At 43.1% G+C, this 24,082-nt stretch carries 29 protein-coding genes; 8 read left to right on the top strand and 21 right to left on the bottom strand.

Going from position 1 to position 24,082, the window contains the following annotated elements:
• Positions 1–3 precede the first annotated feature (3 nt).
• The 8 genes from DMB88_RS05290 to DMB88_RS05260 form a co-directional block, all read right to left on the bottom strand.
• Positions 4–1,824: a cache domain-containing sensor histidine kinase gene (locus DMB88_RS05290; protein WP_164848614.1), complete on the bottom strand. Its 1,821-nt coding sequence runs from the start codon at positions 1,822–1,824 to the stop codon at positions 4–6.
• Between the two features lie 200 nt (positions 1,825–2,024).
• Positions 2,025–2,906 (bottom strand): hypothetical protein, encoded by an 882-nt coding sequence (locus DMB88_RS05285; protein WP_128100502.1) that lies wholly within the window; start codon positions 2,904–2,906, stop codon positions 2,025–2,027.
• A 356-nt stretch (positions 2,907–3,262) separates the two neighbouring features.
• Positions 3,263–3,607: a hypothetical protein gene (locus DMB88_RS30845; RefSeq protein WP_254438467.1), complete on the bottom strand. Its 345-nt coding sequence runs from the start codon at positions 3,605–3,607 to the stop codon at positions 3,263–3,265.
• 64 nt (positions 3,608–3,671) lie between these two features.
• The gene (locus DMB88_RS30840; RefSeq protein ID WP_254438466.1) at positions 3,672–3,986 is read right to left on the bottom strand and encodes a nuclease-related domain-containing protein; all 315 of its coding nucleotides are present in this window, start codon (positions 3,984–3,986) and stop codon (positions 3,672–3,674) included.
• Positions 3,987–4,278: 292 nt separating this feature from the next.
• On the bottom strand, positions 4,279–5,169 hold the full coding sequence (locus DMB88_RS05275; protein WP_128100501.1) for an NAD(P)-dependent oxidoreductase: 891 nt from the start codon (positions 5,167–5,169) through the stop codon (positions 4,279–4,281).
• A 236-nt stretch (positions 5,170–5,405) separates the two neighbouring features.
• Complete coding sequence (locus tag DMB88_RS05270; protein WP_128100500.1) at positions 5,406–5,990, bottom strand: hypothetical protein; 585 nt, start codon at positions 5,988–5,990, stop codon at positions 5,406–5,408.
• Between the two features lie 15 nt (positions 5,991–6,005).
• Positions 6,006–6,350: a hypothetical protein gene (locus DMB88_RS05265; protein ID WP_128100499.1), complete on the bottom strand. Its 345-nt coding sequence runs from the start codon at positions 6,348–6,350 to the stop codon at positions 6,006–6,008.
• A 57-nt stretch (positions 6,351–6,407) separates the two neighbouring features.
• Positions 6,408–6,770: a hypothetical protein gene (locus DMB88_RS05260; RefSeq protein WP_128100498.1), complete on the bottom strand. Its 363-nt coding sequence runs from the start codon at positions 6,768–6,770 to the stop codon at positions 6,408–6,410.
• A 143-nt stretch (positions 6,771–6,913) separates the two neighbouring features.
• Here DMB88_RS05260 and DMB88_RS05255 point away from each other — a divergent pair, with 143 nt between their 5' ends.
• Positions 6,914–7,450 (top strand): hypothetical protein, encoded by a 537-nt coding sequence (locus DMB88_RS05255; RefSeq protein WP_128100497.1) that lies wholly within the window; start codon positions 6,914–6,916, stop codon positions 7,448–7,450.
• Positions 7,451–7,546: 96 nt separating this feature from the next.
• Here the strand turns inward: DMB88_RS05255 and DMB88_RS05250 are convergent, their stop codons facing one another.
• The 5 genes from DMB88_RS05250 to DMB88_RS05230 form a co-directional block, all read right to left on the bottom strand.
• Complete coding sequence (locus DMB88_RS05250) at positions 7,547–7,789, bottom strand: hypothetical protein (RefSeq protein WP_128100496.1); 243 nt, start codon at positions 7,787–7,789, stop codon at positions 7,547–7,549.
• The gene (locus DMB88_RS05245; RefSeq protein ID WP_128100495.1) at positions 7,758–7,937 is read right to left on the bottom strand and encodes a hypothetical protein; all 180 of its coding nucleotides are present in this window, start codon (positions 7,935–7,937) and stop codon (positions 7,758–7,760) included. The genes DMB88_RS05250 and DMB88_RS05245 overlap by 32 nt, the downstream gene beginning before the upstream one ends.
• Before the next feature lie 156 nt (positions 7,938–8,093).
• Positions 8,094–8,300, bottom strand: a complete 207-nt coding sequence (locus tag DMB88_RS05240; RefSeq protein WP_254438465.1) for a hypothetical protein — start codon at positions 8,298–8,300, stop codon at positions 8,094–8,096.
• Positions 8,301–8,614: 314 nt separating this feature from the next.
• On the bottom strand, positions 8,615–9,601 hold the full coding sequence (locus DMB88_RS05235) for an ABC transporter substrate-binding protein (RefSeq protein WP_128100494.1): 987 nt from the start codon (positions 9,599–9,601) through the stop codon (positions 8,615–8,617).
• Between the two features lie 61 nt (positions 9,602–9,662).
• Positions 9,663–11,321: a helix-turn-helix domain-containing protein gene (locus DMB88_RS05230; RefSeq protein WP_128100493.1), complete on the bottom strand. Its 1,659-nt coding sequence runs from the start codon at positions 11,319–11,321 to the stop codon at positions 9,663–9,665.
• A 160-nt stretch (positions 11,322–11,481) separates the two neighbouring features.
• Here DMB88_RS05230 and DMB88_RS05225 point away from each other — a divergent pair, with 160 nt between their 5' ends.
• Entirely contained in the window at positions 11,482–11,703 is a 222-nt protein-coding gene (locus tag DMB88_RS05225) for a hypothetical protein (protein WP_128100492.1), read from the top strand.
• Between the two features lie 629 nt (positions 11,704–12,332).
• On the opposite strand, the gene DMB88_RS05220 is transcribed toward DMB88_RS05225, so the two are convergent.
• Entirely contained in the window at positions 12,333–13,628 is a 1,296-nt protein-coding gene (locus tag DMB88_RS05220; RefSeq protein WP_128100491.1) for a galactokinase, read from the bottom strand.
• Between the two features lie 93 nt (positions 13,629–13,721).
• Positions 13,722–14,528 (bottom strand): hypothetical protein, encoded by an 807-nt coding sequence (locus DMB88_RS05215; protein WP_128100490.1) that lies wholly within the window; start codon positions 14,526–14,528, stop codon positions 13,722–13,724.
• A gap of 183 nt (positions 14,529–14,711) precedes the next feature.
• Between DMB88_RS05215 and DMB88_RS05210 the strand changes: the two genes are divergently transcribed.
• The 3 genes from DMB88_RS05210 to DMB88_RS05200 all read left to right on the top strand — a co-directional run bounded on the left by DMB88_RS05210 (position 14,712) and on the right by DMB88_RS05200 (position 17,043).
• Positions 14,712–15,200 (top strand): hypothetical protein, encoded by a 489-nt coding sequence (locus DMB88_RS05210; RefSeq protein WP_128100489.1) that lies wholly within the window; start codon positions 14,712–14,714, stop codon positions 15,198–15,200.
• Between the two features lie 159 nt (positions 15,201–15,359).
• Positions 15,360–16,286, top strand: a complete 927-nt coding sequence (locus tag DMB88_RS05205; protein ID WP_128100488.1) for a DUF2268 domain-containing putative Zn-dependent protease — start codon at positions 15,360–15,362, stop codon at positions 16,284–16,286.
• Positions 16,261–17,043, top strand: a complete 783-nt coding sequence (locus tag DMB88_RS05200; RefSeq protein ID WP_128100487.1) for a MerR family transcriptional regulator — start codon at positions 16,261–16,263, stop codon at positions 17,041–17,043. The genes DMB88_RS05205 and DMB88_RS05200 overlap by 26 nt, the downstream gene beginning before the upstream one ends.
• 111 nt (positions 17,044–17,154) lie before the next feature.
• On the opposite strand, the gene DMB88_RS05195 is transcribed toward DMB88_RS05200, so the two are convergent.
• From DMB88_RS05195 to DMB88_RS05185, 3 genes are all read right to left on the bottom strand, one after another.
• The gene (locus DMB88_RS05195) at positions 17,155–17,637 is read right to left on the bottom strand and encodes a copper amine oxidase N-terminal domain-containing protein (RefSeq protein WP_128100486.1); all 483 of its coding nucleotides are present in this window, start codon (positions 17,635–17,637) and stop codon (positions 17,155–17,157) included.
• A 90-nt stretch (positions 17,638–17,727) separates the two neighbouring features.
• Positions 17,728–18,003 carry a hypothetical protein gene (locus tag DMB88_RS05190; protein WP_128100485.1) on the bottom strand — a complete coding sequence of 92 codons (276 nt, stop codon included), beginning with the start codon at positions 18,001–18,003 and terminating at the stop codon, positions 17,728–17,730.
• 15 nt (positions 18,004–18,018) lie between these two features.
• Positions 18,019–19,386 (bottom strand): lipase family protein, encoded by a 1,368-nt coding sequence (locus tag DMB88_RS05185; RefSeq protein ID WP_128100484.1) that lies wholly within the window; start codon positions 19,384–19,386, stop codon positions 18,019–18,021.
• A gap of 72 nt (positions 19,387–19,458) precedes the next feature.
• Here DMB88_RS05185 and DMB88_RS05180 point away from each other — a divergent pair, with 72 nt between their 5' ends.
• The 3 genes from DMB88_RS05180 (at position 19,459) to DMB88_RS05170 (ending at position 20,576) form a co-directional block, all read left to right on the top strand.
• Positions 19,459–19,803, top strand: a complete 345-nt coding sequence (locus DMB88_RS05180; protein WP_128100483.1) for a hypothetical protein — start codon at positions 19,459–19,461, stop codon at positions 19,801–19,803.
• Complete coding sequence (locus tag DMB88_RS05175) at positions 19,800–20,168, top strand: hypothetical protein (RefSeq protein ID WP_128100482.1); 369 nt, start codon at positions 19,800–19,802, stop codon at positions 20,166–20,168. Before DMB88_RS05180 ends, DMB88_RS05175 begins: the two co-directional genes overlap by 4 nt.
• A gap of 63 nt (positions 20,169–20,231) precedes the next feature.
• Positions 20,232–20,576: a hypothetical protein gene (locus tag DMB88_RS05170; RefSeq protein ID WP_128100481.1), complete on the top strand. Its 345-nt coding sequence runs from the start codon at positions 20,232–20,234 to the stop codon at positions 20,574–20,576.
• Between the two features lie 167 nt (positions 20,577–20,743).
• Here DMB88_RS05170 and DMB88_RS05165 read toward each other — a convergent pair whose 3' ends face one another.
• The 3 genes from DMB88_RS05165 to DMB88_RS05155 form a co-directional block, all read right to left on the bottom strand.
• A complete protein-coding gene (locus tag DMB88_RS05165; RefSeq protein WP_128100480.1) occupies positions 20,744–23,188 on the bottom strand; it encodes a DEAD/DEAH box helicase family protein in 2,445 nt (814 codons plus the stop codon).
• Positions 23,172–23,498 (bottom strand): nucleoside triphosphate pyrophosphohydrolase, encoded by a 327-nt coding sequence (locus tag DMB88_RS05160; RefSeq protein WP_128100479.1) that lies wholly within the window; start codon positions 23,496–23,498, stop codon positions 23,172–23,174. The genes DMB88_RS05165 and DMB88_RS05160 overlap by 17 nt, the downstream gene beginning before the upstream one ends.
• 191 nt (positions 23,499–23,689) lie before the next feature.
• Complete coding sequence (locus DMB88_RS05155; RefSeq protein ID WP_128100478.1) at positions 23,690–24,073, bottom strand: hypothetical protein; 384 nt, start codon at positions 24,071–24,073, stop codon at positions 23,690–23,692.
• Between the last annotated feature and the right edge of the window lie 9 nt (positions 24,074–24,082).

Here is a 24,082-nt window from a genome sequence, read left to right as displayed (position 1 = left end):
AACCTACTCCTCTCTGTTATCTGAATGTTCCGAACGGGAATTTTCACCTATCTGATAAGGTAAGCGAAGCCGTACAAGAGTGCCTTCATTTACCTTCGACTCGATCTGCACACCATAGGGATCGCCATGAATGAGCTCAATTCTTCGAAGAACGCTCTGCATCCCTATATGTTGACGCTCCTCATCCGCAGGTGCCATAGGTTCCATAATGCGTTCCATCACCGATGTGCTCATGCCGCAGCCATTATCTGAGACTTCTATGATAAGCATGTCTGGTACCGCTTCCTGTCCATCTTGGTGTGAGCAACGAATATGCAGATGACGGTTATCTCTCTTGTCTGCAAAGGCATGAACAAACACATTCTCCACGATCGGTTGAAGCAGCAAGCGAATCACCTGGCAACGGAGCAATTCTGAAGGAACGGAAATTTCAATCGACAACGCTTCCTGGTAACGTGCTTGCTGGATCTGCAAGTAATGTTCGATCTGGTTCATCTCGTCTTGTAAGGTCGTTAATCGCTGTACAGGTTCAAGCGTATATTGCAGCATTTCGGACAAGGCAGTGACCAGGCGGGCTGATTTCTCGTCACCAAGCATATAGAATTTCCAGAAAAACATAGTGAGTGTGTTATACAAGAAATGAGGGTTCAGTTGTGCTTGAATGGCTTTGAGCTCCGCTTCTTTCTCACTGAGTTCCCGCTCGTACACTTCATGGATCAGTGTGTCAATCCGGGAAGCCATCGCATTGAATCGTTCACCGATGAAACCTAGCTCATCCCGGGTCTCAATCTGTACCCGTGTATTGAACTGTCCATCACGCACTCTTTTCATCGCATTGACTATACTCGCCAGCGGACGCAACAACCTACCACTAATAATTGTGATAATAAGCCAGGAGCATACTATGCTAGCAACCGCAGAGAAGACGGCGACTTTTACGATGATCTTGCCTTTATTCTGAATCTGAGCTAGTGATACTTTGCTGACCAAGGTGAAATTAGCCTTGTCTGAGGTTTGTTTGGTATACAAATGCGTCGTGCCCTGTTCATCCCTAATCTCGGTTGCCCCTATACTCAACTCCTTCAAGGGCGGTGGATCAGCATCTTGATTATGAAAGGCATATAGAAGCTCACCATTGGTGTCGAATAGATACACCGCAACTTCATCATTTAGCCGCAGATCTTTGAGATACGATTCAAACAGCGAGGTGTTAAACAGTATTAACATCACACCATACGTCTCCAGATCAACAGAGCGCATTAATCGTCCTGCTAAGATCCAATTGGTCTTCTCTTCTTGTATAAATGCATCCGATGCCAGACGATTCCAAACATATTCACCGCCTGTTCCTTCTAATCTATGAACCATCTCTGCCAGATAGGAGGGATTCATCTGTTGAAATGAACCCGCAAAGGCTCCGAGATTAAACACATTTTCTTTCAAATCATAAATACGGAGACCCATAATCTCAGGTGCATCCAATCGTACCTGGTATAACTGATCATCTAATTCATCTTCCAGCTTCATCTGATCATAGGAGGAGATGCCTGCTTCTTGTGCCTTAATGGCATTTTTGACGGAGGGATTCAGGGTGATATAATCGGTGACTTTGTACATATCATTGACCCGGGAATCTAGACGTGCAAGAATCTGCTCTGCGGTAAGGCTGTACTGGCGACTCACTTCTTCATTAAAAAGGTCGATATGTATGCGATAGGTGATTAACCCCGTAATTCCTGAGATGACTACCGTGGCCGCCGACAAAAACAAAATGAGTTTCGTTCTGAATTTAAAGCGTTTACAAATTTCATCCCACCAATTCACACACACGCACCTCACTCTTACTTCCTTACCAGTTTCTTGTAAAAACATATCATACCCCTTTGCGAAAAAACAGAAAAACTCTGACAACCACAGAAGCGGCAATCAGAGTTTGAACGCATTTGTATCCGTTGAATCCGTTGAATACTAAAATAGTGTGGTGGAAATTGCGCGAACCAGCTTAGCTCTGGACCGAGCTCTCATTATTCCCCGTAAATTTCTTTGATTCGCTCTTCCTTGTTCGTGGACAACAGGACATTAAGGAATCCCATCGCATTGTTTGCATCCGTTCTCGCTGTCTTGTACACTTCGGCAAACGCTGCTTCATCCTGCGCTGGGTCGATCTCCGCTAGCTTGGCCCATGATGTACGAGCCTTGTCATACAACGTGGTCAGTGTGATATCATCAGTCGTTTGTGCAACAGGTGCCATCGACTCAAACTCGGAGGACTGTTGGAAGAAACGCAATGTATTAACGAAGGATGCATTGCTGTAATCCTTGTTATTCATCGCCTCCTCAGTAATTAACAGACCTTCTCGAGCGATAAACAGCGTCTTAACCATAGCACGCTCCAGATTGGTCGCTTCCTCCCATGTTATATAGGATTCATTCGGTGCTTGAACGGTTGTGAAAAAAGGAAATGCATCATCAATTAATGGCTGTGAATCTGTATGAATAGGTCTGCCCGTATTCACATCAACTACAGCATCACTGTAGTTGGCAATGTTCACGTTCTTGGAATCTTTCTCACTCACACGGCGCACCGGATGGTCATCTAACGGAATGCGGATATAGCCTACGTTGTCCGCATACTTCTCAACGAGTTCATCCATCGTTGAATCAAGACCGATCTGTCCCTCTTTTACCGAAGACTCTGTCTCGCTTGTGTTGGAATCAGATGAAGTGTCGGCATCCGAACTAGCTGCTGTCTGATCTGCTGGCTTTTCCGTTGCCGCCGTTACTTGAGAGGAGTCCTCGGTCGGCTCCGTCGTCTTCGCTTCCTTAGCTCCTCCGCCACAGGCGGTCAACACAGCCGCCAAGCTAAACAGTGCAACGAACATTTTAATTGAACGATTCCAACTCATTGTGTGATCTTCCCCTTATCTTGTGATTGTCTCTGAGATTCATTAACCTGTACATGAAGGAATGAATAGAACTTCCGAACATAATCCATTCGTATGGATTAATTACATAGCGCGCGAATTTGATTCACATAACATGCATAGTTCACAATTACATATGGTTTGTATTTTAGCATAAGTTAAATCTTGGGTGTATACGTCGATATACCTGTGCCATGTGGGTCTTCAACTCCCTACCCATATCGCGCCGAAAAATAAAAAAACACCGTCATCTATTAGAAGATAACGGTGTTCATGAAAACCGATTGAATTAAGGTCAATCACTTGTTACTTGTACAACTTACACAGCTGGCTTGAATCTACTTGATGCCTTTCGCCTTCTCCATGTGCTCTGCTCGAATCTGAGGATCTGTCGAATTCGCGGAGGACAACATCTCGAAGATGGCTTGAATGTCCTGCTCCTTGTACACCGTCTCCGGGACCTCTGACTCAAGTCTCTCTGTCTTGCGCAGAATCGTCTCTACGAGTTCATGATCATAGATGATCAGTTCATCCGATTGAACATAGCGTACAGCAGGATCAACGCTAATTCGGCAGCGATTGGTGAATGTCACCATGGAGATGAGGCGAACCCTTTTGTAATCTCCAAGATGTGCCTGAATCGCCTCTACATGTCCACGATGCTGCATTAACGGATTGTACATCTTAATTCGGCTGCTGCTAACCGTCCAATTGGCCTCTCTTCTTCCCCACGAATCTCTCCTGTGGTTAAATTACGAGTCTCAATGACGAAGATCCCCTTGGCCCGATGACCACATGATCAATCTGTGAGTAACCTGAGCGGGATTTGGGATTAGTTACAAGTAAATCATGCAAACATTTGTACGCTGAGGGGAGACGGTACAACTGCTCCGCCGTGCTTGGTTCCACTGGTTGCACGGGCCAGTCCCCTTCCGTTTTGCGACGACTACGAGCCGTCCGTGTCCGACTTGGGATTGTTGCAGACATCGGAGGAGCTGAAGCAGTAATCGAATTGGCTAGCTCTGGCTGTGACTTGAACAGAGACATAATTTTTTTAAACATGGGCAAGCTCCGTTCTATTTAGTGTAGGTTTACGGTTCTTTGCGGGAAGCGGAACAATATCCATTGGAGGATGATGAACTTGATTATGTAAACTTCTATTACTTATGTCGGATAAAATGCAGGAGAATTAAAGGGATATACGCCAAAAATTCAAGTTTCACTTCCATTATACTTGGATATTTAACCAATACTGTGACTTTAGACGCATAAATATAAGGGAGAATGAAAAAAGACCGTGTGCCTTTCTCCAATCGGAAGAAAAAAGAACACACGACCTTTGTCATCATCGTAACTATGCTTGAAGATAATATGTGTAGAGGACTTGCGTACCTTTCTCGTCGAATCCATTCTGGGCAATTTCTTGATACAGCGACTCTGCCAGTGCTAACCCTGGTGTCTTCATGCCCATGGCTTTCGCTGATTCTAAGGCAATTCCCATGTCTTTAATAAAATGTTTCACATAGAATCCTGGCTCGAAATCGCCAGCGATCATCCGCGGTCCGAGATTACTAAGCGACCAGCTGCCGGCTGCACCGGTGGCAATGCTCTTCAGCACACTCTCCGCGTCCAATCCCGAAGTCTTCGCGTAGGCGAGTGCTTCGCATACACCCATCATGCCAGAAGCAATCGCAATCTGGTTGCACATTTTAGTATGTTGACCAGCTCCCGCTTTGCCTTGCAGTACGATATTTGTACCCATTTGTTCCAACAGAGGACGTACAGCCTCAAACGCCTCCGCAGATCCACCAACCATAATGGAGAGCTTACCATCACGAGCGCCAATGTCGCCGCCTGATACAGGTGCATCCAGAGCATGCAGCCCTTTCGCTTCAGCCGCTTCATAGATCCGAGCAGCCAGCAATGGGCTAGATGTAGTCATATCGATCAAGTAGGAGCCTGGTTTGGCATTGGCTACTAGTCCGTCCTCACCGAGATAGATTTCTTCCACGTCTTTCGGATATCCAACCATGGTGATAACTACATCACAGGCAGCCGCGAGTTTGGCAGGTGAATCATGCCATACCGCACCTTCCTTTACCAAAGCTTCTGCTTTGGCTGCAGTTCGGGTATAGACATGTAACGGATAGCCTGCTTGTTGGATATGCCCTGCCATGCTTTTGCCCATCACACCTGTTCCAATAAAGCCAACATGTACTTCTCCTGGTACCTTAGATATTGCCATCGTAGGTTTCCTCCCTTAACGATCTCTATTTCTTCTAGTGCTGTCTAGTGCTATCTCAAGGATAGTGATACGTTTCATGTTAATCCTTTCAGACGGGTTCGTCCATCTCGATTGCAGCTTTCTATGAAAAATACTAAAAAATAAACATTTATATAGATGGAGCTATAAAGTTGGAACATACATGCTGATGATTCAGCTCAGAGTGGTGCTCGCTTGAATCTACTTATATGCTCTTTCTAGATCTCGGCATCTCCATACGTATAGATTGTATCTCCATTTTCGTTTAAACCAACCATGTTTAATTTCACATCTGTTAAAGGTTTTGTAAGGATAACGTACCAGAGCCTGTCCTCATTCGCTAAAGGGGCAATGTTCGCTTCAATTAGAGTTGAGGCAGAGGCTGTATCATAGCTCACTTTTAACTGTGTAATGTCCGGATCATGAATTTTTCCATACAGGATGGTGTTATAGTCCGTATCCGACCACTTTAATGCAGAGATTCGGGTATTTACCCTTTCGCTAGGGTCGTCATAGAGAGAACATCCAGTTAACCTTAACTCAGAGGACCATCGTTTCTGCTGTGCAAAGGCAAGGGAAAGTCCCTCTGTAGCATAGTTATCATAAAAAATGAGTTGGGTTCTGGAATCAATATCTGCCACGACCTTCACTTGTTCAGGCTGGATGTTAAATTCATTAAGCATGGTGTCCAAATCTCTGGAAAATCCGTATGTATTTAATAGTAGCAATAACATCGCACTAACTAGCGCTGCAACGAACACTCCTAAACCTATTCGTATTCCACGCTTTCTCATATGAGTCATGTGCGTCTCCCCTCGTTAACCCAAAAAGTGTAGATACTTTCCAAATCTCTGAACAGTAAAGAATGCAATAATCCACAATAGAGGCAATTGCATCATCCAATAAGGAAAGATATACCGTTCAGATCGATATGAAGCCCATCCTCCGATGATAGCCCCGATCACACTTATTGGATATGAGACTACAATTTTACCTATCCAATCCGATGCAACTTGAAATTCTACTGGCGTTGGTGCCCCAAGAGACATACCAATAGCAAATGCAACGAAAGGCCATGCTAGCAACGTCATACCGTATAAGAAGGTAAATACAACAATATATGTATGACTCGTTTCTTTGTTATTCAAGATCTGTTTCTTCAATCGTAGTCCTCCCCAGATGTGTGCTCTATATAGTTAGTAACGGCTGACCTACCCTGTTCATTTGGAATAATACAGCATCACCCGCATTCGTGTTGTAAGAATAAGCAACTGAGGCAAAAAGACGACGCACAGATAGATAACAAGAATGATCCATACATGCGCGGCAAAATTGGCAGCAGTGGCAGATGGATCTGGACGCGCGACCCAAAACCACCAGCATGGAATGGCAACGAGCCAGGTCAGCCCTGTCGAGATAAGCATTTCCTTCACACCTGCCCATGCCATGCAAAACAGAATAAGTATAAGTATGGTCATAAACCAGGAATTCATTGGCGATCCCCAAGTCATAACGCTAAACCAAAATATCGGATACAGAATGGTAATTGCCCATTTCCAAATCGGATTCGTATATATGTTCATGATGTCTCCTTGATTGTCTCTAATAAAAGTATGAGTTCAAAAAAGCGGTCTTTTTGAACATCTTCTAAAATTAAAATAAAAAGGGATTATTTTCATTCTTATAGCTCATACTACCTTCAGGAAAATGTTGAAGGAGTGACAATATGCGTTTAAAAAGTATCGTTGCCGTCGGAGCAATTCTTACATGCTCGTCCCTATTATGGGGATGCGGGAACGGAAGTAATAATCATACCGCCGAGACTAATGACACCGTTCAATCTCAAGGCTTCGGTGATCCCAAACGACTGGAAGCATCTCACCTAGAAGCCTTGGAGCGGATGGAAAAAGACCATATTCATCGCATGGTTTCCCTGAGTGCAAGTACCGATGGGGATAAAGTGATGACGACACTTGAACGCTCCAGTCAGAAACTGGAAGAAATGAGACCCCTTGCTGAGATGCTTCAATATGGCGGACATCCGGCACTTTTACAACGAATTCAAGAAATGTCGATTGACATTCAAGGCTCCAAGTCCGTGGTAGCCCAGATGAAAGACCATCCTAGTGATGGGAAGATCAAGCTTCAATCTGCTTCCAAATCAGATGCCCTGCATCACATCGGCAGCTTCCGTGAATATCACCAATATATGCAAAACTATATCCAGTCTCAAGATACAGACCATAGCCAAGTATCACATTAACCTATTTCCAAATCACCAAGCAGATCATCTAATCAGAGCAATCGTTAGCTCGGAAAGTTTCTTTCCCTGCGACCGGTTGCTCTCTTAATAATGACATCATTCAACCCATAGCGATACCCATATAAAAATGCAAAACAATACAATAGGAGTAAGTGCTCCAGTCGTAATCATAATTCCCAGTTGCGCAGGTCTCAGATTGGAGAAAGGAAGATTATCCATGTTCAGAACTTTCTTCCGCCATCTGGCGTTCCGGAGCTGTTTGATCATACGATTCAACCTCTTTTTACGTTGCTCCTGTCCCTCAACCTCATCCAGCATATCCCTCAGCTCGTTGTACATCCGTTCCTCTTCTTGATCCCATGAGGTGTTTGATCATACGATTCAACCTCTTTTTACGTTGCTCCTGTCCCTCAACCTCATCCAGCATATCCCTCAGCTCGTTGTACATCCGTTCCTCTTCTTGATCCCATGAGGTGTTTGTACTCATTCTGCGTTTTCTCCCCTCGTATTGAAAATAAACACAAAACTAGCCAGCCTTTCTATAACACGACGATGCCATCTATCACATTTACTCATAGACCCTACTTCATCAACACTTCTAAAGTGGAGGAAGTTTGCTTTTTTTCTACATATTAAACTCCACTTAAGTAGATAGCATCTCAAGCAAATGGCTCCCTGCCCACAATAAATAACCTGCTTGCGCCACAACAACCAGCAACGACTCCCTCATTGTTAACGCTCTTTCTCTTCTGACCTTACGAAGATGCATCAAATAAAACGCGTTACCCACTAGCAACAAAATGATTCCGATCATATTTATGTTTTGCAGAATCGGTGTCGAAATAGACAAGAAACTCACTCTCCTTATCACGATTGTAAAATGGATGCGATATGCTGAACGCGGTGTATATGCTTCTATCTTAAGCTGCAATTGCCTAAATCCTTTGAAAGGAAAGTTTACCTTTTTTACTCAGGTCACACAACCTAAATTTGGAAAATATACTCGTTTCTCTTGCGATTATCGAATGGTTCAGCTCCGGTGAAAACTTATACATTCTATTATCAAAAAAAGCCCGGACATATTGTCCAGGCTGCTCTTCGTTAGCGTTTATTTGGATTGCTCTCGTTCCACAATCATCTTCGCAATCTCTTGAATCTGTAGTTTTAATGAGATCGGATCATTACCCAGAACAAGTCTGGATCGAGTTGGAATACTCGATTATTTTTAACCGCATCTAGTGTCTTCCATACACCTTCGTTACTGCCCCATACTTCTGGAAGCATCTCCCCTTGATCCAGGAAAATATAATCGCCAGCATACTCGCCAACGACCTCGTATGAGATCTGTCTGTTCGTTTCTTTGCCGATAATCTCATTACGCTGCTTCTCTGGTGGGTTCAGCTGAAGATGTGTGTAGATCGCTTCGCCACCCCGGTAGCCACCGTTACCGTAGACATAAAAGTTTTTATCAGCAACAAACACTCCCATCAAAGCAAATGTATCTTCTGGCGTGATATAAGGACTAATCTGTTCACGTGCATCCGCAGCAACCTGATCTAGACCTGTAAGCCATTCTTCAGCTTCCGCTTCTTTGTCAAAAACACTTCCGAAATAGCGCATATTCTCATGGATATCCGGAAAATGGTTATACGGTATAACAAGCGTTGGCGCGATCTTCTCATACTGCTCAATGATCTGAGCATCTGCTGCCGGATTTACCCAAGTAATAATGAGGTCTGGTTCCAGCTCCAGAATGCTCTCAAGCGAACGTTCACCAATATCGGCAATGCCCTTAATCTGATCCTGGATGACTTTGTTCTCCAATTCCCATCTCGTTGCACCTACCGGCTTGATCCCAAGTGCCAGCATGTTGGGCAGATAGCCATCTACGACAATCCGCTGCGGATGAACAGGTAACTCCAACTTTCCATTCGGCGTATCGATGATATGTGTTTCCTTGCCAGCTTCTTCGGAGCTGTTGGCTTCTCCATCTGTCTGTTCTCCACTCGCTGTCACCGTGCTTGTATCCGCCTCAGTTCCCTGCTCCGTCGCTGCTGTATTCGTTGTAGAACCGCAAGCAGCGAGCATCAAGACTAGCATCATGAGTATAACAATTTTGAAAATATGTAAACCTCTTTTCTGTGTCTGCATAACACCCTCCAATTAATAATGATTATCATTCTCTATAACAATCATTATTATAACGACCAGATTAACGGATCGTCGATGTGTTATGGTCGGGTTTCATGCCTGTACAATCGTTGGATTCACTCGTAGAAAGTAACGCATGTCGTATCTTTTCCAGTTGTTTATCCAGTGACAGCCCATCATCCATCCAGAATTCATTCAGCACCAGAGGATATACACGACATCCCAGCTCTGTAATCAATCGCTGCCACACCTGTCTGGAAGTTAACTTCTCAAGCCCATTCTCATGAGGGGAAGTAGGTATAATGACCAACATATAATCTGCAGCATACGATATCATTTCTTCTTCTTGAATAAATAACGGTCTGTCCTTGTCCAATACCTCCTTCTGAATCCGATCAGGGGCAGCACATTGCAAAGCCTGATATAGATTGTAGGCGGAACGCACCTTCGTATGCGGAATCAACCATCGCTGATCGTAATTCAGTTCATAGATGCCCACTGTGTGTTGTGGCAAAATAACACTTCTCAATAAACGACGTGTCTCATTCACGTTGGATTGGTACTGAGAGAGCCACTCCCGAGATGCTTGTTCTCTAGCGAACAATGCTCCAACCTTCTCCACCTCTTCGATCTTATCCAGCTTCCCCCATTCGAGCGTAACTACCGGAGCAATTTCTTCTAACGCTATCAGCACATCTGGAAAATGATAAAAATACGTTGGCGCTAAAATAAGCTCAGGACGCACTTCTCTCATTTGTTCAATCAACTTGGCATTGTCAGTAACGACCGTTTGTTGCAGCTCATCATGAATCAGCTCGGATGAATCATATACTTCATTTGTGGTCAGAATGGGTGTGATGCCGATTGCAAGTAATGCTCCTACAAACTGCAAAGCTGCAATCTGCTTCGTCTGCTGCAAGCTACGAAAAGCTCCTGGCGTGATATGCACATGTTTTTTGAAGGTTTTGCTCAGGTATGAACTATCCGAAAAGCCTGTCCTAAGCGCAATCGTCTGGAGTGAATCAGATGTGGTGAGTAAGAGACGTTTGGCCTCGTCCAGACGAAGACGATTGAGGTAATCCCCGAAGCTCCACCCTGTTTCCTTACGAAACAAGGACGAGAAATAACTTGGATTAAATCCCGACATCTGTGCAAGCTGTAACCGGGTCAGATTGGTGTCCAGATTGTGCTGCATATAGGTGCACACTTGCTTGATGGATCGTTCCCGCACATAGTTCCCCTCTGCATCATCCCAATGAATAAACACCTGTTGAAGTAATTCATTTAACATTAGATTCACTTGAGGATTACGCTTAGGGTTGGCCGCATGCATCACACGCTCTACCAGCTCCTGGAGACTACCCTGTAGATGCCGAGCAAACTTCATCACCCTGCCATTCTCCGGCAATTGCTCATCACTGAGCTGATATTGAACATTGTCTCCCGTCTGCTCCACAAGCTGATAACGCTGAAACGAAATGATATATACGGAATGCATCGCTTCCAGCTCAATGGTCTCTAACTTAAGTTCGTCAGACATGGACTGAAGAAAAATACATTTCCCACTCCCTAGCGTGTAATTGTGCTCATCCGCACAAAGGCGAATTCCAGATAAGGGAATCACCAACGTAGGATTGGACACATGCAGACGAATCGGAAATACCGTTCCAGCATCAGCTACTTTACAAACCTCCTGACATTCATATAACGTAGACAACATTCTATTTCACTTCTCCTTCCACGCTGATCTGCAATCCAAAGTTATATCTAAAAGACCCGCCACCTGCACGCAGGCAACGGGTAATTATCTATGTATCAAGTACTGTTGAAGAGATTCTCAACATGCACATCCACAGCAATCCCTGATGCAATATATCTCCTTGAGCATATCACATGCAGGTTCAATCGACTATCTAACCGATCTAATCAAGGACATCACAAACAGCGGTTCTGTCATGACCCTGGATTGGTCAAAGAACCGCTGCCTGCATGAGTATCGTTGTGTGTATTATCCTGAAGTCATCGACCATAGGCAAACTAATGGCTCGAATGCAGACATGCTTCACACCTATGAACTGCTGTTTACTGAGTTAAAAAGTTAACGTATATTATTAAGTATTCATTTCACATATATGGGAGGTTGAAGATATTTTTATAAAAAATATTCAATTTATATCAATCACTTTGTTATTCTTCATCTTCATATTGGGAGGATGCAATTCAATTCCCAATCAACACAAGGTTATTGAAGAAGCCTCTCAAGTGGGGTATCAATATTTTATTGATCACTATGATACTGAAGTGGAATTTACTGAGCATAAATTCATGCCAAAGGATCTGAGTCCCAATATCAGTTTGAGTGGACATGTTAAAAATAACAAAGAGACTACAATTACGATCCCAAAGCTGAAATCGCCAGCCTAATCTATTTCAAAGAAACTTATGGAATTGATGTGGAGTTTACAGGCCACCGATTCATTCCGTCTGACTTGTCCCATACGATATCACTGACGGGGCATGTTAAAGGGAATAAATCTCAAGAAATATTTGCAATGGTCGACTATGATACGTATGAAGTCAAAACAGGCTCAGTACCAGATGATATCCAACCTCTTAACTCAATGTATGAGGACTAAATCCACTTTATTGGCCTACACAAAAAAGCAGCGTACACACTGAACAGTGATGTTCAGGTGTATCGCTGCTTTTTATATTAATGACAAATGCTCTCTTAAGCCTTGTTCAATTCCGCATTCAGGCAGATGGAGCCATGCTGACGTACGTTAACCACGATTACTGGTGTATCCAGCATACCACGCATCCAGTTCATGTATTCTTCTGCTTTCTCGTTTGGTACAATCGCCAGAATTACGCCAGCGAATCCACCGCCGTGTACACGACATGCGCCATCGCCGAGCTTGCTGAGGTAGTTCTCTGTCAGCGCGAGAGCCACCGAAATTTCCTGTGCACGGGAAGCTCCGCTCTGATATACGTTCTGGAGCCATTTCCATGATGAGTTACCGGATGCCGTAATCAGAGACAGGAAATCAGCAAAACGTCCATCACGCAGTGCCTGCACCTGTCCATCTACACGCTGGTTCTCGGACAAGAAATGAAGTGCACGCAGTACCGCACGATCTCCAGCCGCTTCGCGGATCGCTGGCAGCTTCGCATAGATATCTTCTTCCGTAATTTCACGAACATACTCCTTACCAAGCGCCTGTGCGACTGCTTTCATCTCGTTCGGCACCGAAGCATAGTCTTCGGTGAGATCCGCATGGTTACCACCCGTGTTCACGATGACCAAGGAGTATCCGTTTTCTTGGAAGTTCCATTCCACAGGCTCAATCACAGGTTCAGCCGGATTGGCAAAATCGATGGAAATCAGTCCACCGTAGGCACAAGCCATCTGATCCAGAAGACCGGACGGTTTATTCCAGAAGTGATTTTCCGCATATTGTCCAATCTTCGCCAGCGTCACCACATCCAATTTACCATCATTGTAGAAATGGTTCAGGATCGCGCTGATCAGCATCTCAAAGGATGCAGAAGAACTCACACCAGAAGCCGCAAATACGTTACTAGAGATGTCTGCCTTGAATCCACCGATGTTGTGTCCCAATTCCACGAGTCCAGCAGCGATACCACGGATCAGTCCAGTTGTACCGTCATCCTCCACGTTCGGCTTCAAGTTGGCGAGATCGATAACATACTGTTTGTCGTATCCTTCGGAATAAAACGTAATCACATTATCGTCTGTCGGTACAGCTACCGCAATGGTGTCAAGCGTGATGCTACCCGCCAAAACTTTACCATGGTTATGATCTGTATGGTTACCACCAATTTCGCTACGTCCCGGGGAGCTGAACAATTGAACTTGCTCCTGCTCACCAAAGTGCTCACGGAATGAAGCATCCAGCTTCACATAACGAGCACCCTGCTCTTCGACATGCTGTGGCCCGTACATTTGCGCGAGCAATGCCTGTCCCTGTTTTGATTGAATGAGTTCTGTTACCTGTGTGGTCATCTCTATTCCTCCCATTTCATATGTAAGCGGTGTAGTAACCGCTATCTCTGATATAGCCTAAATGTCCTCATTGATTTAGCCTTCCCCATTATCTCAGCTTCCGAGACGAAAAGGTAGGGCAGAATTGAAATTTTGTAAGCGTTTTTTGAAAGCAGTATTTTCTAATTGGATCTCCACCCGCTTTACTTTACGATCTGTAGAGGAAAACCATTGCTGTAAAGCATCCCAATCACTCGCGCTAATCTCGGCTGTCTTCAAACTAAACCTACTCTCATCTAGCCATTGATACGATAATATCGGCCAAGTTGGGTTCAACATGTATTCATTCTCAAGAGAATCCGATGCATAAGGAATGACTTGCATAGAATTTAGATCTACTGCCACAATAATCTGTCTTTTTACACTACCACCCTCATCGTACGCATAACGCAGTAACAGCCGGTTTTGATCAGGAGATTGTTTATAATCTTGAAATGTACCATAAGGCATGATCATGCTTCGGCTCTGTATCCCATTTGTCTCCAGCAAAAGGGTAGAACATGCTTTAGTACCACAGCCATACTGCAACAGAGCGTGGGTCAAATCAGAGGAATCTGACTGGATCTTCACGAACTGAGTACGTTCAATCTCCAACGCCACATTCTCTGATTCGGTTAGGTAGTCCTTATATATAGGAATATCTTCGACCTGCAACATGAGGGTTTCCATCTCTTCATACAACTCGATACGGTCAGGAACAGAGGAAAGTGTTTGCTTATTTCGTTGTGTATGTAGCTCGGATAGAGAAGTTTCATTCAACCTCCCACGCTCATTCGCTGGAGAATTATTATCCTCGACAAAAGTGAGTAGTATAGTCATACCAATGGATAAAAGAACTAAATGCAGTATACGTTTACTCATAAGGTTAGCTCACCACCTTCTATTTTTGACGAGCTCATATAAGACAACTTCATCTCTGAATATACAATTTATGGTTTCGATTCAGTTCGAGATGAATTATACTACAAGGATATCCATTTTTGGTGACAATGTACTCTCTAGTCTGAGGAACGTTGAAGTCATTATAGGAGGTCGTTCAACGAAATGATGAAAACAAGCAAAACCACTCCAAAGGGAGTTTCCTTCTTATCCCTGGTTTATCTCATTCTAATGGCGTTCGTCTACGGTGCATATATCTGGATAGAGCAGTACCGCCTAGATCAGGCTCAGTACTGGCTCTCCTCAAGTCAGTTATCGCAGGAAGATATCATTCCCATTCAACTGGTAGGTACTTGGTCAACGACAACCGAAGTGGTATTCTATGCGTTATTCGGTTGTGCATTCATTTTTAGTGTATACCTCTCTCGGCGATTGGGCTCGACGCTAAAGTCTTTCCTTATTTGGAACACCGTACTAATCGCCACTATTGGAGTTGCCGGTTATATCGTCTCTCAATTCTCCGCCTTAGCGATAGGTAATTTGTTTCAGCCCCTTCTATTACCAGCGAGTGTGCTCACCGCACTATTTTTGTATCAATTATGGGGCAGCATGCGTTCAAGCCGTAATCGTGCCGTGCGCGGTAAACTGGAATAGGTTAGAAGCCTTTGATTATGAACTCCGGAATCGTGAGTAGATCAGAGGTTTTTTTGCCATACACGAACATATCTCAACAAGCTAATAATCCATCCTTGACTGTAACGTAAGGTTATCCTTGATAATAAGCTCTAGCTTATCCAAAAGGAGAGATGACTAATGCAGATTACCGCTTTGCGTTCAGATCAGATTTATAACACGATAATGGAAGCCGCACCTGATAAAAAGTTAGAGCTGTACCGGCAACTTATGATGGAGCCTTTTATGAACAAATGGAACATTCAGCAGATCCCATTTCGCGCGAGTGAGCCACATGGGTTTGATGTTATTATGATGAATAATTTCATGAATATCTCCCCTGAGGATATAACCGCTGAGATCTGCGAGCCGTTAGCAGCGATTTCGTCTGAAGCATTTTGGCAAAAGTGTCATGAAGCCGTTACTAGGAGTCTATCTACCTTTAGGGAGAGCGGGATTACGTTATCTGTCTCTGAATATCTGTACACGATTTTATTAGGTGACAAGAATAGTCTTTCCCTTACGATGAACGAAGGAATTAGCGGAGATGGTGGCATTCCGGGGTATATTATTGCGAACCTCATCCCCAATAGCTATACTCTACCTCGAATTCAATCTGTGTTAGCTCATGAATGCAATCATAACGTAAGATATCAATATATCCAGTGGAACCCACAGATTACGCTGGGAGAAATGATTGTCAGTGAGGGACTTGCTGAAAGCTTTGCTACATTCTTGTATGGAGAAGAGTTATTAGGCCCCTGGGTAACCAAAACAAGCATGGAAACATTGAACTCCATCATTAAACCTAACATGAAGGATCAACTTAACGTGACTGGATTCGACCAGATTAATCCGTATTTATATGGCGATGAACTGGCGAAATTGCAAAATTTCAGTCCCGTAGGAATGCCCTATGCTGCTGGCTATGCCTGTGGCTACCACTTGATCAAATATTATCTGAACCAAACAGGCTCATCCATTATGAAAGCCACCATTACTCCGGCAAGTACTATTCTTGCTGAAACAAAGGACTTTTGGAATGAAGACACCCTATTTCACCATTAAAGACATCATGCAGATCACCGGCGTAACCAAGCGCGCGTTGCACTATTATGATAAAACAGATCTGTTGAAACCGAGCAAAATCGAAGCCAATGGCTATCGGTTATATGATCAGGAAGCACTGGGGAATCTGCAAACGATTCTTCTGTTCAAAGAAATGAATTTTTCATTGAAAGACATTGCAACGATGATGAAACGATCCAAAGATGAACAAAAAGGAATTTTAAAAGAGCATCGCGGTTCACTCGTTCAACGAAAACAAAAGCTAGAAACGATCATCGACCAGCTGGACGAAGTTGTGAATGGAACGGATATCTCTCAACTTCAACTGTTTGACGATTCTCCCATCATGACCATTCAAGAACAGTATGAATCTGAGGCGAAGTTCGTCTATGGGGACACCTCTAAATATCAGGAATTCGAAGCCAATATGAACAGACTATCCGCACAAGATCAGCAAAAAGCCTACCAACAGTTCTCTGTGAACATGGAGACCGTATTTCATGAATTGGTGAAACATCAGGATCACTCTCCCGCTTCTACGGAGGTGCAACAACTGATAGATCAATGGAAAAAGCAGCTTGAATCCTTTATGGTCTGTGATCCTGAGATTCTGGTCTGTATCGCAGAGACTTATACGACAGATCGTCGATATGCCCTATACTTTGAGCAGTTTGGCAACGAGGATTTTTTGAGTTTTTTGTACCAGGCTATTATGGTTTATGTGCAAGGAGAAGGCGACGAACCGAGCCACGTGTAAGTAAGGAATTCTTTGTATATATAACGACAAAAGACCTTTACGACTCGCCTCCCTATAGAGGCTGCAAGTCATTAAAGGTCTTTCTGTGGTAGAGCTAGTACAGACGTCAATTTATTGAATCGACGACATCTGAGCCGAGATCGAAACGTTGCCTTCTTTCACCACAACTTCATTGAAGAAAGTTTCGAAGAACGAAGCTGGCACATACATCGTGCCTTTCTTAGTCTGTGCAGGAACCGGTAGCTCCATATTCTGACTCAAGTTGATGATTTTCAGCTTGCCTGTAAACTTCACTTGGGTACTGCCGTTCTTCACCAGGGCTGACTGTATGCTGTCTTCGACAGATACAGCTTTCTCAGCAGCTACCCAGTGGACTCTGTAGCCCAGTGCTTCTGCCGTAGCGCGTAATGGCACCAAGACGGTTCCTTTTTGCTCGTAAGGCATCAGCTCAGACTTACTTACTTGCATCGGTTTTCCATTCACGGTTAACGTATACGCTGGAGCCGCTGCGCTTACTTTCCCTGACGAAGCATATAAAGCCCCCGCCACCGTGACTACGCACAGCGCAGCGATGAACATAACCACCTTTTTCATTGGAGCGTCATCCTTTCGTATAGTTGATCGGATATATTCTTCTTTCAGACGTCATCAGTGCTGCTAATGTTCCTCAACTATGATTTTAGATTAGCGTCCAGCACGATCTGCTTCTTCCATGCGAAAATTATATTTGGCTAGATCAATTTGTTGATGTTCAAATTCAGCTATTTTTCTTGTCAAAACAGTCAAAAAATGCTCCATTCTCTTTTTTAGCTCTTCTGCTGCTTCTCCCCTCCAATCTCCTACACTTTCCCCAATAGATTGGATATGCGCTTTGTTTGCCTTTAAGAGATTCATTAAGTGCGTCAGATCTTTCTCAGCCTGCATCAAGTCATGCAATTCAACTAAAATTCTTCCTGACATCTCTATACCTCCTTGTTAGCCCTCGTCAGCAACCCTAAAATCTTCTGCTTTTTTATTAATATATTGTGCAATAAGGCGTGCTTCGTCTTCATACCATCTACTAAATTGTTGCAAATCCTGTCTCAAGCGCTCCACAATCGGCTCTAAAGATCGACTTTGACTCGTCTCTACTAAACGCAGAATTGAATTGATTGCCGTTGGCAAGCTCGCCTGAAATTCCTGTACATGATGCTCCATCTTCTGTCCAGCCGCTTTAAGGTTCTCAACAGATAATTGTATAGTTACTCCAGTCGTTGCTGCGGCATACTGTCCGTATGTTCCCATCTTGGAGCCATATTTATGAAAAAGTTGTTCAAAGACTTGTTTCATATTATCTTGCGCAACCATAGATTTTAGATAAGTATCAAACCGTATATTCCCATTCACAGGTTGTCCATCTGTAGTTGAGAACAACTTATTCTTAATAAAGCCATGCTCGTCAAATTGAAAATAGTTCAGATCATGGGTTTTTTCATTCCCAAATGAGTTCATAAATTTACTAAATGGATTTTGGTGCAGAAATGGAATGCTTATGGGTATATAATATTTTGGCTCTAAACCCAGCAAACTTTGAATAATATTATATTTGCTATCCTCGTTCGATTTCGGAATAGGTATGTAGATTCTTCTATTTGCCTCTTTATAAGTTCTATCAATAAAGAGTCCAGTTCCTACTGTTTTACGAGAACTCAAAACACCCGAGCTAACAACGTCCCCAGGATGAGATATAGAATAGATTTTGTCTTTGAAGTCTCCGTTATCAATTCGCTTGATAATATCATCCGACAATACTGGTAATATATCCGCAGGATCATATGTAACCGCCGACAGGTCATTTCTTGCTGCTACATACTCAGCTAATCCACCGCCCAATGAATGTCCTGTAGTCGTTATATCAGCAGTAGGGTATTCATTCTTCACCGTTCTATACAGTTCTTCTGCCTGATAAAATTGTGTATTCTTATACCCTTCGTTGATTAAACTATTATCATACTTGCTGGGAAGCTCTTCTGTCCTACTCAGATGTTCGTTATATTTCTTCTCCAGTTGTTTCGCTCTTCCTAAGACAACGTCCAATACATCTGTTTCAATATCAAGGTACCTTTCCCTAAAGGGACGACCATCAGGTTCTGTACCCCTATACCCTATAATGATCTGATTGGTATTTTCATTGTGGAAAACCTCAGCGTCGAAACCTGTATTGCTATCATGTAATGTAGCGTTAGGTTTTACAATTTTCCAGCCTGGGATTTCATCATCGTACTGCTCACCTAATTCTAAATTTGGTGTGTAAACCCTATTAGATATAAAGTGATACGTTTTTTCTGTAATATAATTTACCATTCATATAACCTTCTTTTTGAAGTATAGTATACCTTAGTAATTATTTTTTTCCAATAAAGGACGTGATTTCAAATGATTACCTCTATCCGTAGCGGCTTAATTTTTATTATTTTAATCACTATACTTACTGGTTGTGGAGGTTTAAGTGATAAAGAAGAGCAAGATTATTATCAAAGAGCTGTTCCTATTGGACAAGAATACTTTAAGAAGTATTATGATGTTGAAGTGGAATTCACTGAATTTTATATCAATATCCCTATGTCTTCGACTATGGTTTTGAAAGGTTATCCTAAAGGTGATCCACAAACTAAAATCTCCCTTTCGTTCTATCTCCCCTCTTTAGAAATTGAAACAGCTGGGGGACCTGGGGAGTTCATAGAAAAACGAAAGAGAGAGGCAGAAGTTAATTCCAAATGAGATATCCAACTCAAATTCCTGTAGGAAATAGAAATATTAGATTGCTTAAATATTTTTCTTTAGTATTACTGACTTTATATACGGTCACTATTGTAACTGGCTGTGGGGGACTTTCTGACAAAGAAGCTAGAACATTTTACAAAAAAGCTGTTCCTATTGGACAAAAATACTTCAAAAAGTATTATGATGTAGAAATCATATTTACGGACTATGACATTAACTTACCTAACTCTTCTACTATGTTCCTCTATGGTTATGTAAAAAACGATCAAACGATCAATATATCTCTATCATTAGATATTCCATCTATGGAAATACGATCAGCTAAAGGCCCAGAGGATTTTATAAAAAAAAGGATTCAATAAAGGTAATATCCCCTTGCAGTCAAGTTTTTATAGCTATTGGATAAATGGAAGAGAGGTGAGTACATGATCAAGAGCATTCGTTCAATATTGTTAACTTTCGGAGTTATAGTTATTATAACTGGTTGCAGTAGCCTCTCTAAAGCTGACAGACAGGAATTATATGAAAAGGCCATTCCTATTGGACAAGAATACTTCGAAAAGTATTATGATGTAGATGTTAAAATCACTGATTATCAAATTAAAGTACCTATGTCATCCACCATTGTATTAAATGGACATGTTAAAGATGACCCTCAAACATGGGTTTCATTATCATTTTATCTTCCATCCTTGGAAATCAAGTCAGAAGGCGGACCTGGAGATTTTATTGATAAACGAAAGAGCGAGGAAGAGGTTAGTTCCGAATGAGATACAAGTACAGTATGTCTACACGCTATGGAGCTCAAGAAAATCAAAAAAATAGAAACCAGACTACATGTCATTGAACCGTGTGAGTAGTCTGGTTTTTGTTTAGATCATTCTAGTTGGTATATTCAATTACATTCTAGATAGGATTTTTTTCTATCCTTAAGCTTTTATACTAGAATTCCCCGCTCAAAATACGCATGCAATCTGTACAGACCAATCTCCTTCGTCCAACGATATAACAGTGATCGTTCCTCTGCATCCTGCACTTGTACATTCAGTGAAAACACTCCGTCCACGAAACGAGTCATACTGCCCTTCGCTCCGCTCCACATAGACATCGGCATGTCGATAATCAACTTTTCAATCTCAGATGCCGTCTTCTCATTCCAGTCCCAAAGTTTTAGCTTACCTTTATCCGAAAAGTCTTTGCGTTTCCGATATGCTTTCTCCGTCAGGTATGTATGGAAAAAGCTCGCCATCTCGCTTGGTGTTGCTGGCTCCATCCAGTGATCCTCTCCACGTTCCAGCATGTAGAGTAGCACAACCATCTTATAGCTTTTGTTCATGATGGTCTTCTCCACATCTCGCAGCCATGCTTCCTGACGAATATAAACTTCGCTCTCATACGCTGACAGTAACTCTGCCCAGTATAGAAAACCAATATACGATCCAAAGTCGCTTCGATACCCAATGCTTTTGGAACGTCCCATCAGATGTAGCTCCAGATATGTCGGAATACGTCCTAATTCTCTCTTCACATCCAGAAAATCCTGATGCAGTTTCTCTCGACGAGGCATCCTCTTTCGGCTTAACTCCTGTAGCAGGTTTATTACCTGGGTATCCAGATGAATAGCACAGTTAGCGGGAACCTCAGGCACAGAAGGAGCGTTTCTTTTCCCACCTGTTTCGTCATGGTCACGCATATCCAGTAAACTCAGCTTGATATCCGCATTCCGATAATTCCCGATTAGATCAATGATGACACAATGAGATTTACCTTCCGCTAACCGAAGACCACGTCCTAACTGTTGGGTGAACACCGTAAGAGATTCGGTTGGACGCGCGAACAACAACGTATCCACACGCGGGATATCGGTACCTTCGTTGAACAGATCCACCGTTAGAATAATCTCCAGTTCTGCCTCATCAAGCCGCTGAATGGCTTCTTCACGAGACATCTCCGATGTACGCGAATGTAGACTCAGCACCTTCACTCCCTGACTGCGAAAATACGCAGCCAGATAATCTGCCTGACGAATGGAGGAGCAGAAGCCAATCGTACGTGTCTGCTTATGCTGAAGCCATGCCGAATAAATTTTCTCCACATGCTCCTCATGTAACTGTGCTGCCATGAGCTGTTCTTCATCATATTTCGTGCCCATCCAGCGAATCTGCGAATAATCCGTGTCATCAAATACACCGTAATACTGGAATGGGGCAAGCCAGCCTCGCCGAATCGCATCAATAAAATGCATTTGGTACGCTACGTTCCCATCACACAGGGCGTATACATCCTTACCATCCAGTCGATCTGGCGTAGCCGTAATGCCAAGTAGGAACTGGGGCTGAAAGTGATTAATGACAGACATATACGACTTTGCAGCCGCATGATGAAACTCATCTACGACAATGAGATCGAATGCATCTGTTGCGAACACATCCCGATGTCTCTGTAAACTAAGCGTATAGATCGAAGCAAATACACAATCTGCCTCTCCATCTTTATACTGACCGTTATAGATGCCGAAGCTACGTTCTGGCATGATGCGTGCAAAAGACTTTTTCGCCTGGAAGAGAATCTCTTCCCGATGCGCAATGAACAGTACCCTTTTAAAGCGACGAGCAAAGAAGCCAGCCAGATACGTTTTACCAAGTCCTGTCGCCATCACAACCATCGCCTTATCATACTGCTCTTCCACAATGCCTTCGAGTGCTTCCAAAGCTGCTGATTGTGCGGCTCTCGGTTCAATGATCTCCGAAGATAATTCGGCCGTCGTTTCCTCCGCATCCTCTGGTAGTCGATTCCCAAACTCTGCTTCCTCTAGCTCGGTAATCCGCTGAATTAGTTCAGGATTTTTTTGATGATATTTACGGTACTCTCCTTCGTACAGAGAGATAGAATCCGAGTTAACAGGTAAGGTTGTTTCATGATAGAAACTCTGCATGAATTTATCCAGTGCCATCTGAAATGTATACGGTTCAGCCTCAGCATTCATTGCTAGATTCCATTCATAGCCTGTCTTAAGTGCAGAGAGCGAAAAGTTGGACGAGCCTACAATCAGCAGCCCTTCCCCGTTATCATAGTCAAACAAATAAGCCTTGGGGTGAAAAGACGTTCCCATACTCCGCCATAGTCGTACCTCAATCCGTTCATCTACATCACATAATGCCTGTAGCCCTTCGGGTTGAGTGATGTATAGGTAGTCTCCAGCTAGCATTCTCACCTCGGCACCACGTTCAACTGCGCTTTTCAAATGTGGTGCAAGCAGCCTTACACCCGACTGCATAATAAAGGATGTCATAATATAAATCCCGGACGCATGCTGCATCCGGGCAATGAGTTCATCTGCCAAGTTATCCGTGATGAGTTTAACGTTAAGCTTCGTCGACATCGATTAGATACACCCGTTCTTGGAATCCACCACGTGCCTCTGCCTTATCTGCCCGCAGCTTGTCCAGTTGTGCGACATTCGCCCCATGCACTTCAGCCAATGCGCGGATCACTTCCAGCATATCTGCTAACTCTTCGAGTGCATCTTGATCGTTACCAGCCTCTGCATATTCGTCCGCTTCTTCGCGCAATTTCGTTCTCAGTTCTTGCTTATATTCCTCAGGATCAAGAATACGTGTACGGCATTCTTTCCCGCTAGATGTAATGATGTGTGGAATCTTGTCCCGTACTAACTTGTTATATGTAGGCATATGGCATAACATCCTTTCTGCTGTTAGAAACTTCGAACCTGACGCCAGAATCTCCCTTTTTGCCATTATACCATTGGCCTGGAGAGGGATGGGGTGATTTTTGTAAAGTGGTGGATTAAGTCGAGGAAATAAAAATAGAACCCATGGCTACTCGTACAGGAGTAGAAATGGGCTTTCAATCATAATCATATTTATTTGTTAAACACGATATTCTGCTGATCACTTTCAATAATTTTATTCTCGCATATTTGCCAGCACAAATGATAATCTCCATCATGATCATCTATCAAAAAATACCCAGATATATCTTGAATACCAGCCATTGCAGAAAGTTGTTTCTTCATAAAATCAAGATGATACTCTCTGATATCTGCCCCGTAAAATACATAAGCTGTCCAATTAATTTGTTTCTCCGGGAATGTCCAACCCGACTGGTACAATTCTAATTTATCTTTTTCCATCAAACCTTCATTGTAATTGGCCGTGAAGTCATCCCGTATCTTTTTCACTTCATTAATCGTGCTCTCATCACACTCTAACCAACCTCTAATAGATACATATTTACCCATATTCACTTTCCATTT

The sequence above is a fragment of the Paenibacillus sp. DCT19 genome, assembly GCF_003268635.1.
Classification (GTDB): Bacteria; Bacillota; Bacilli; order Paenibacillales; family Paenibacillaceae; genus Paenibacillus.
Note: the sequence above shows the minus strand (reverse complement) of the source record. Positions and strands in the feature narration are given on the sequence as shown.

What these genes read in the sequence shown, in the direction of transcription:
- DMB88_RS05285 (WP_128100502.1), bottom strand. Translation starts at nt 2,906, where the DNA reads ATGAGTTGGAATCGTTCAATTAAAATGTTCGTTGCACTGTTTAGCTTG.
- DMB88_RS30845 (WP_254438467.1), bottom strand. Translation starts at nt 3,607, where the DNA reads ATGTACAATCCGTTAATGCAGCATCGTGGACATGTAGAGGCGATTCAG.
- DMB88_RS30840 (WP_254438466.1), bottom strand. Translation starts at nt 3,986, where the DNA reads ATGTTTAAAAAAATTATGTCTCTGTTCAAGTCACAGCCAGAGCTAGCC.
- DMB88_RS05275 (WP_128100501.1), bottom strand. Translation starts at nt 5,169, where the DNA reads ATGGCAATATCTAAGGTACCAGGAGAAGTACATGTTGGCTTTATTGGA.
- DMB88_RS05270 (WP_128100500.1), bottom strand. Translation starts at nt 5,990, where the DNA reads ATGACTCATATGAGAAAGCGTGGAATACGAATAGGTTTAGGAGTGTTC.
- DMB88_RS05260 (WP_128100498.1), bottom strand. Translation starts at nt 6,770, where the DNA reads ATGAACATATATACGAATCCGATTTGGAAATGGGCAATTACCATTCTG.
- DMB88_RS05255 (WP_128100497.1), top strand. Translation starts at nt 6,914, where the DNA reads ATGCGTTTAAAAAGTATCGTTGCCGTCGGAGCAATTCTTACATGCTCG.
- DMB88_RS05250 (WP_128100496.1), bottom strand. Translation starts at nt 7,789, where the DNA reads ATGTACAACGAGCTGAGGGATATGCTGGATGAGGTTGAGGGACAGGAG.
- DMB88_RS05245 (WP_128100495.1), bottom strand. Translation starts at nt 7,937, where the DNA reads ATGAGTACAAACACCTCATGGGATCAAGAAGAGGAACGGATGTACAAC.
- DMB88_RS05235 (WP_128100494.1), bottom strand. Translation starts at nt 9,601, where the DNA reads ATGCAGACACAGAAAAGAGGTTTACATATTTTCAAAATTGTTATACTC.
- DMB88_RS05230 (WP_128100493.1), bottom strand. Translation starts at nt 11,321, where the DNA reads ATGTTGTCTACGTTATATGAATGTCAGGAGGTTTGTAAAGTAGCTGAT.
- DMB88_RS05220 (WP_128100491.1), bottom strand. Translation starts at nt 13,628, where the DNA reads ATGACCACACAGGTAACAGAACTCATTCAATCAAAACAGGGACAGGCA.
- DMB88_RS05215 (WP_128100490.1), bottom strand. Translation starts at nt 14,528, where the DNA reads ATGAGTAAACGTATACTGCATTTAGTTCTTTTATCCATTGGTATGACT.
- DMB88_RS05210 (WP_128100489.1), top strand. Translation starts at nt 14,712, where the DNA reads ATGATGAAAACAAGCAAAACCACTCCAAAGGGAGTTTCCTTCTTATCC.
- DMB88_RS05205 (WP_128100488.1), top strand. Translation starts at nt 15,360, where the DNA reads ATGCAGATTACCGCTTTGCGTTCAGATCAGATTTATAACACGATAATG.
- DMB88_RS05200 (WP_128100487.1), top strand. Translation starts at nt 16,261, where the DNA reads ATGAAGACACCCTATTTCACCATTAAAGACATCATGCAGATCACCGGC.
- DMB88_RS05195 (WP_128100486.1), bottom strand. Translation starts at nt 17,637, where the DNA reads ATGAAAAAGGTGGTTATGTTCATCGCTGCGCTGTGCGTAGTCACGGTG.
- DMB88_RS05190 (WP_128100485.1), bottom strand. Translation starts at nt 18,003, where the DNA reads ATGTCAGGAAGAATTTTAGTTGAATTGCATGACTTGATGCAGGCTGAG.
- DMB88_RS05185 (WP_128100484.1), bottom strand. Translation starts at nt 19,386, where the DNA reads ATGGTAAATTATATTACAGAAAAAACGTATCACTTTATATCTAATAGG.
- DMB88_RS05180 (WP_128100483.1), top strand. Translation starts at nt 19,459, where the DNA reads ATGATTACCTCTATCCGTAGCGGCTTAATTTTTATTATTTTAATCACT.
- DMB88_RS05175 (WP_128100482.1), top strand. Translation starts at nt 19,800, where the DNA reads ATGAGATATCCAACTCAAATTCCTGTAGGAAATAGAAATATTAGATTG.
- DMB88_RS05170 (WP_128100481.1), top strand. Translation starts at nt 20,232, where the DNA reads ATGATCAAGAGCATTCGTTCAATATTGTTAACTTTCGGAGTTATAGTT.
- DMB88_RS05165 (WP_128100480.1), bottom strand. Translation starts at nt 23,188, where the DNA reads ATGTCGACGAAGCTTAACGTTAAACTCATCACGGATAACTTGGCAGAT.
- DMB88_RS05160 (WP_128100479.1), bottom strand. Translation starts at nt 23,498, where the DNA reads ATGCCTACATATAACAAGTTAGTACGGGACAAGATTCCACACATCATT.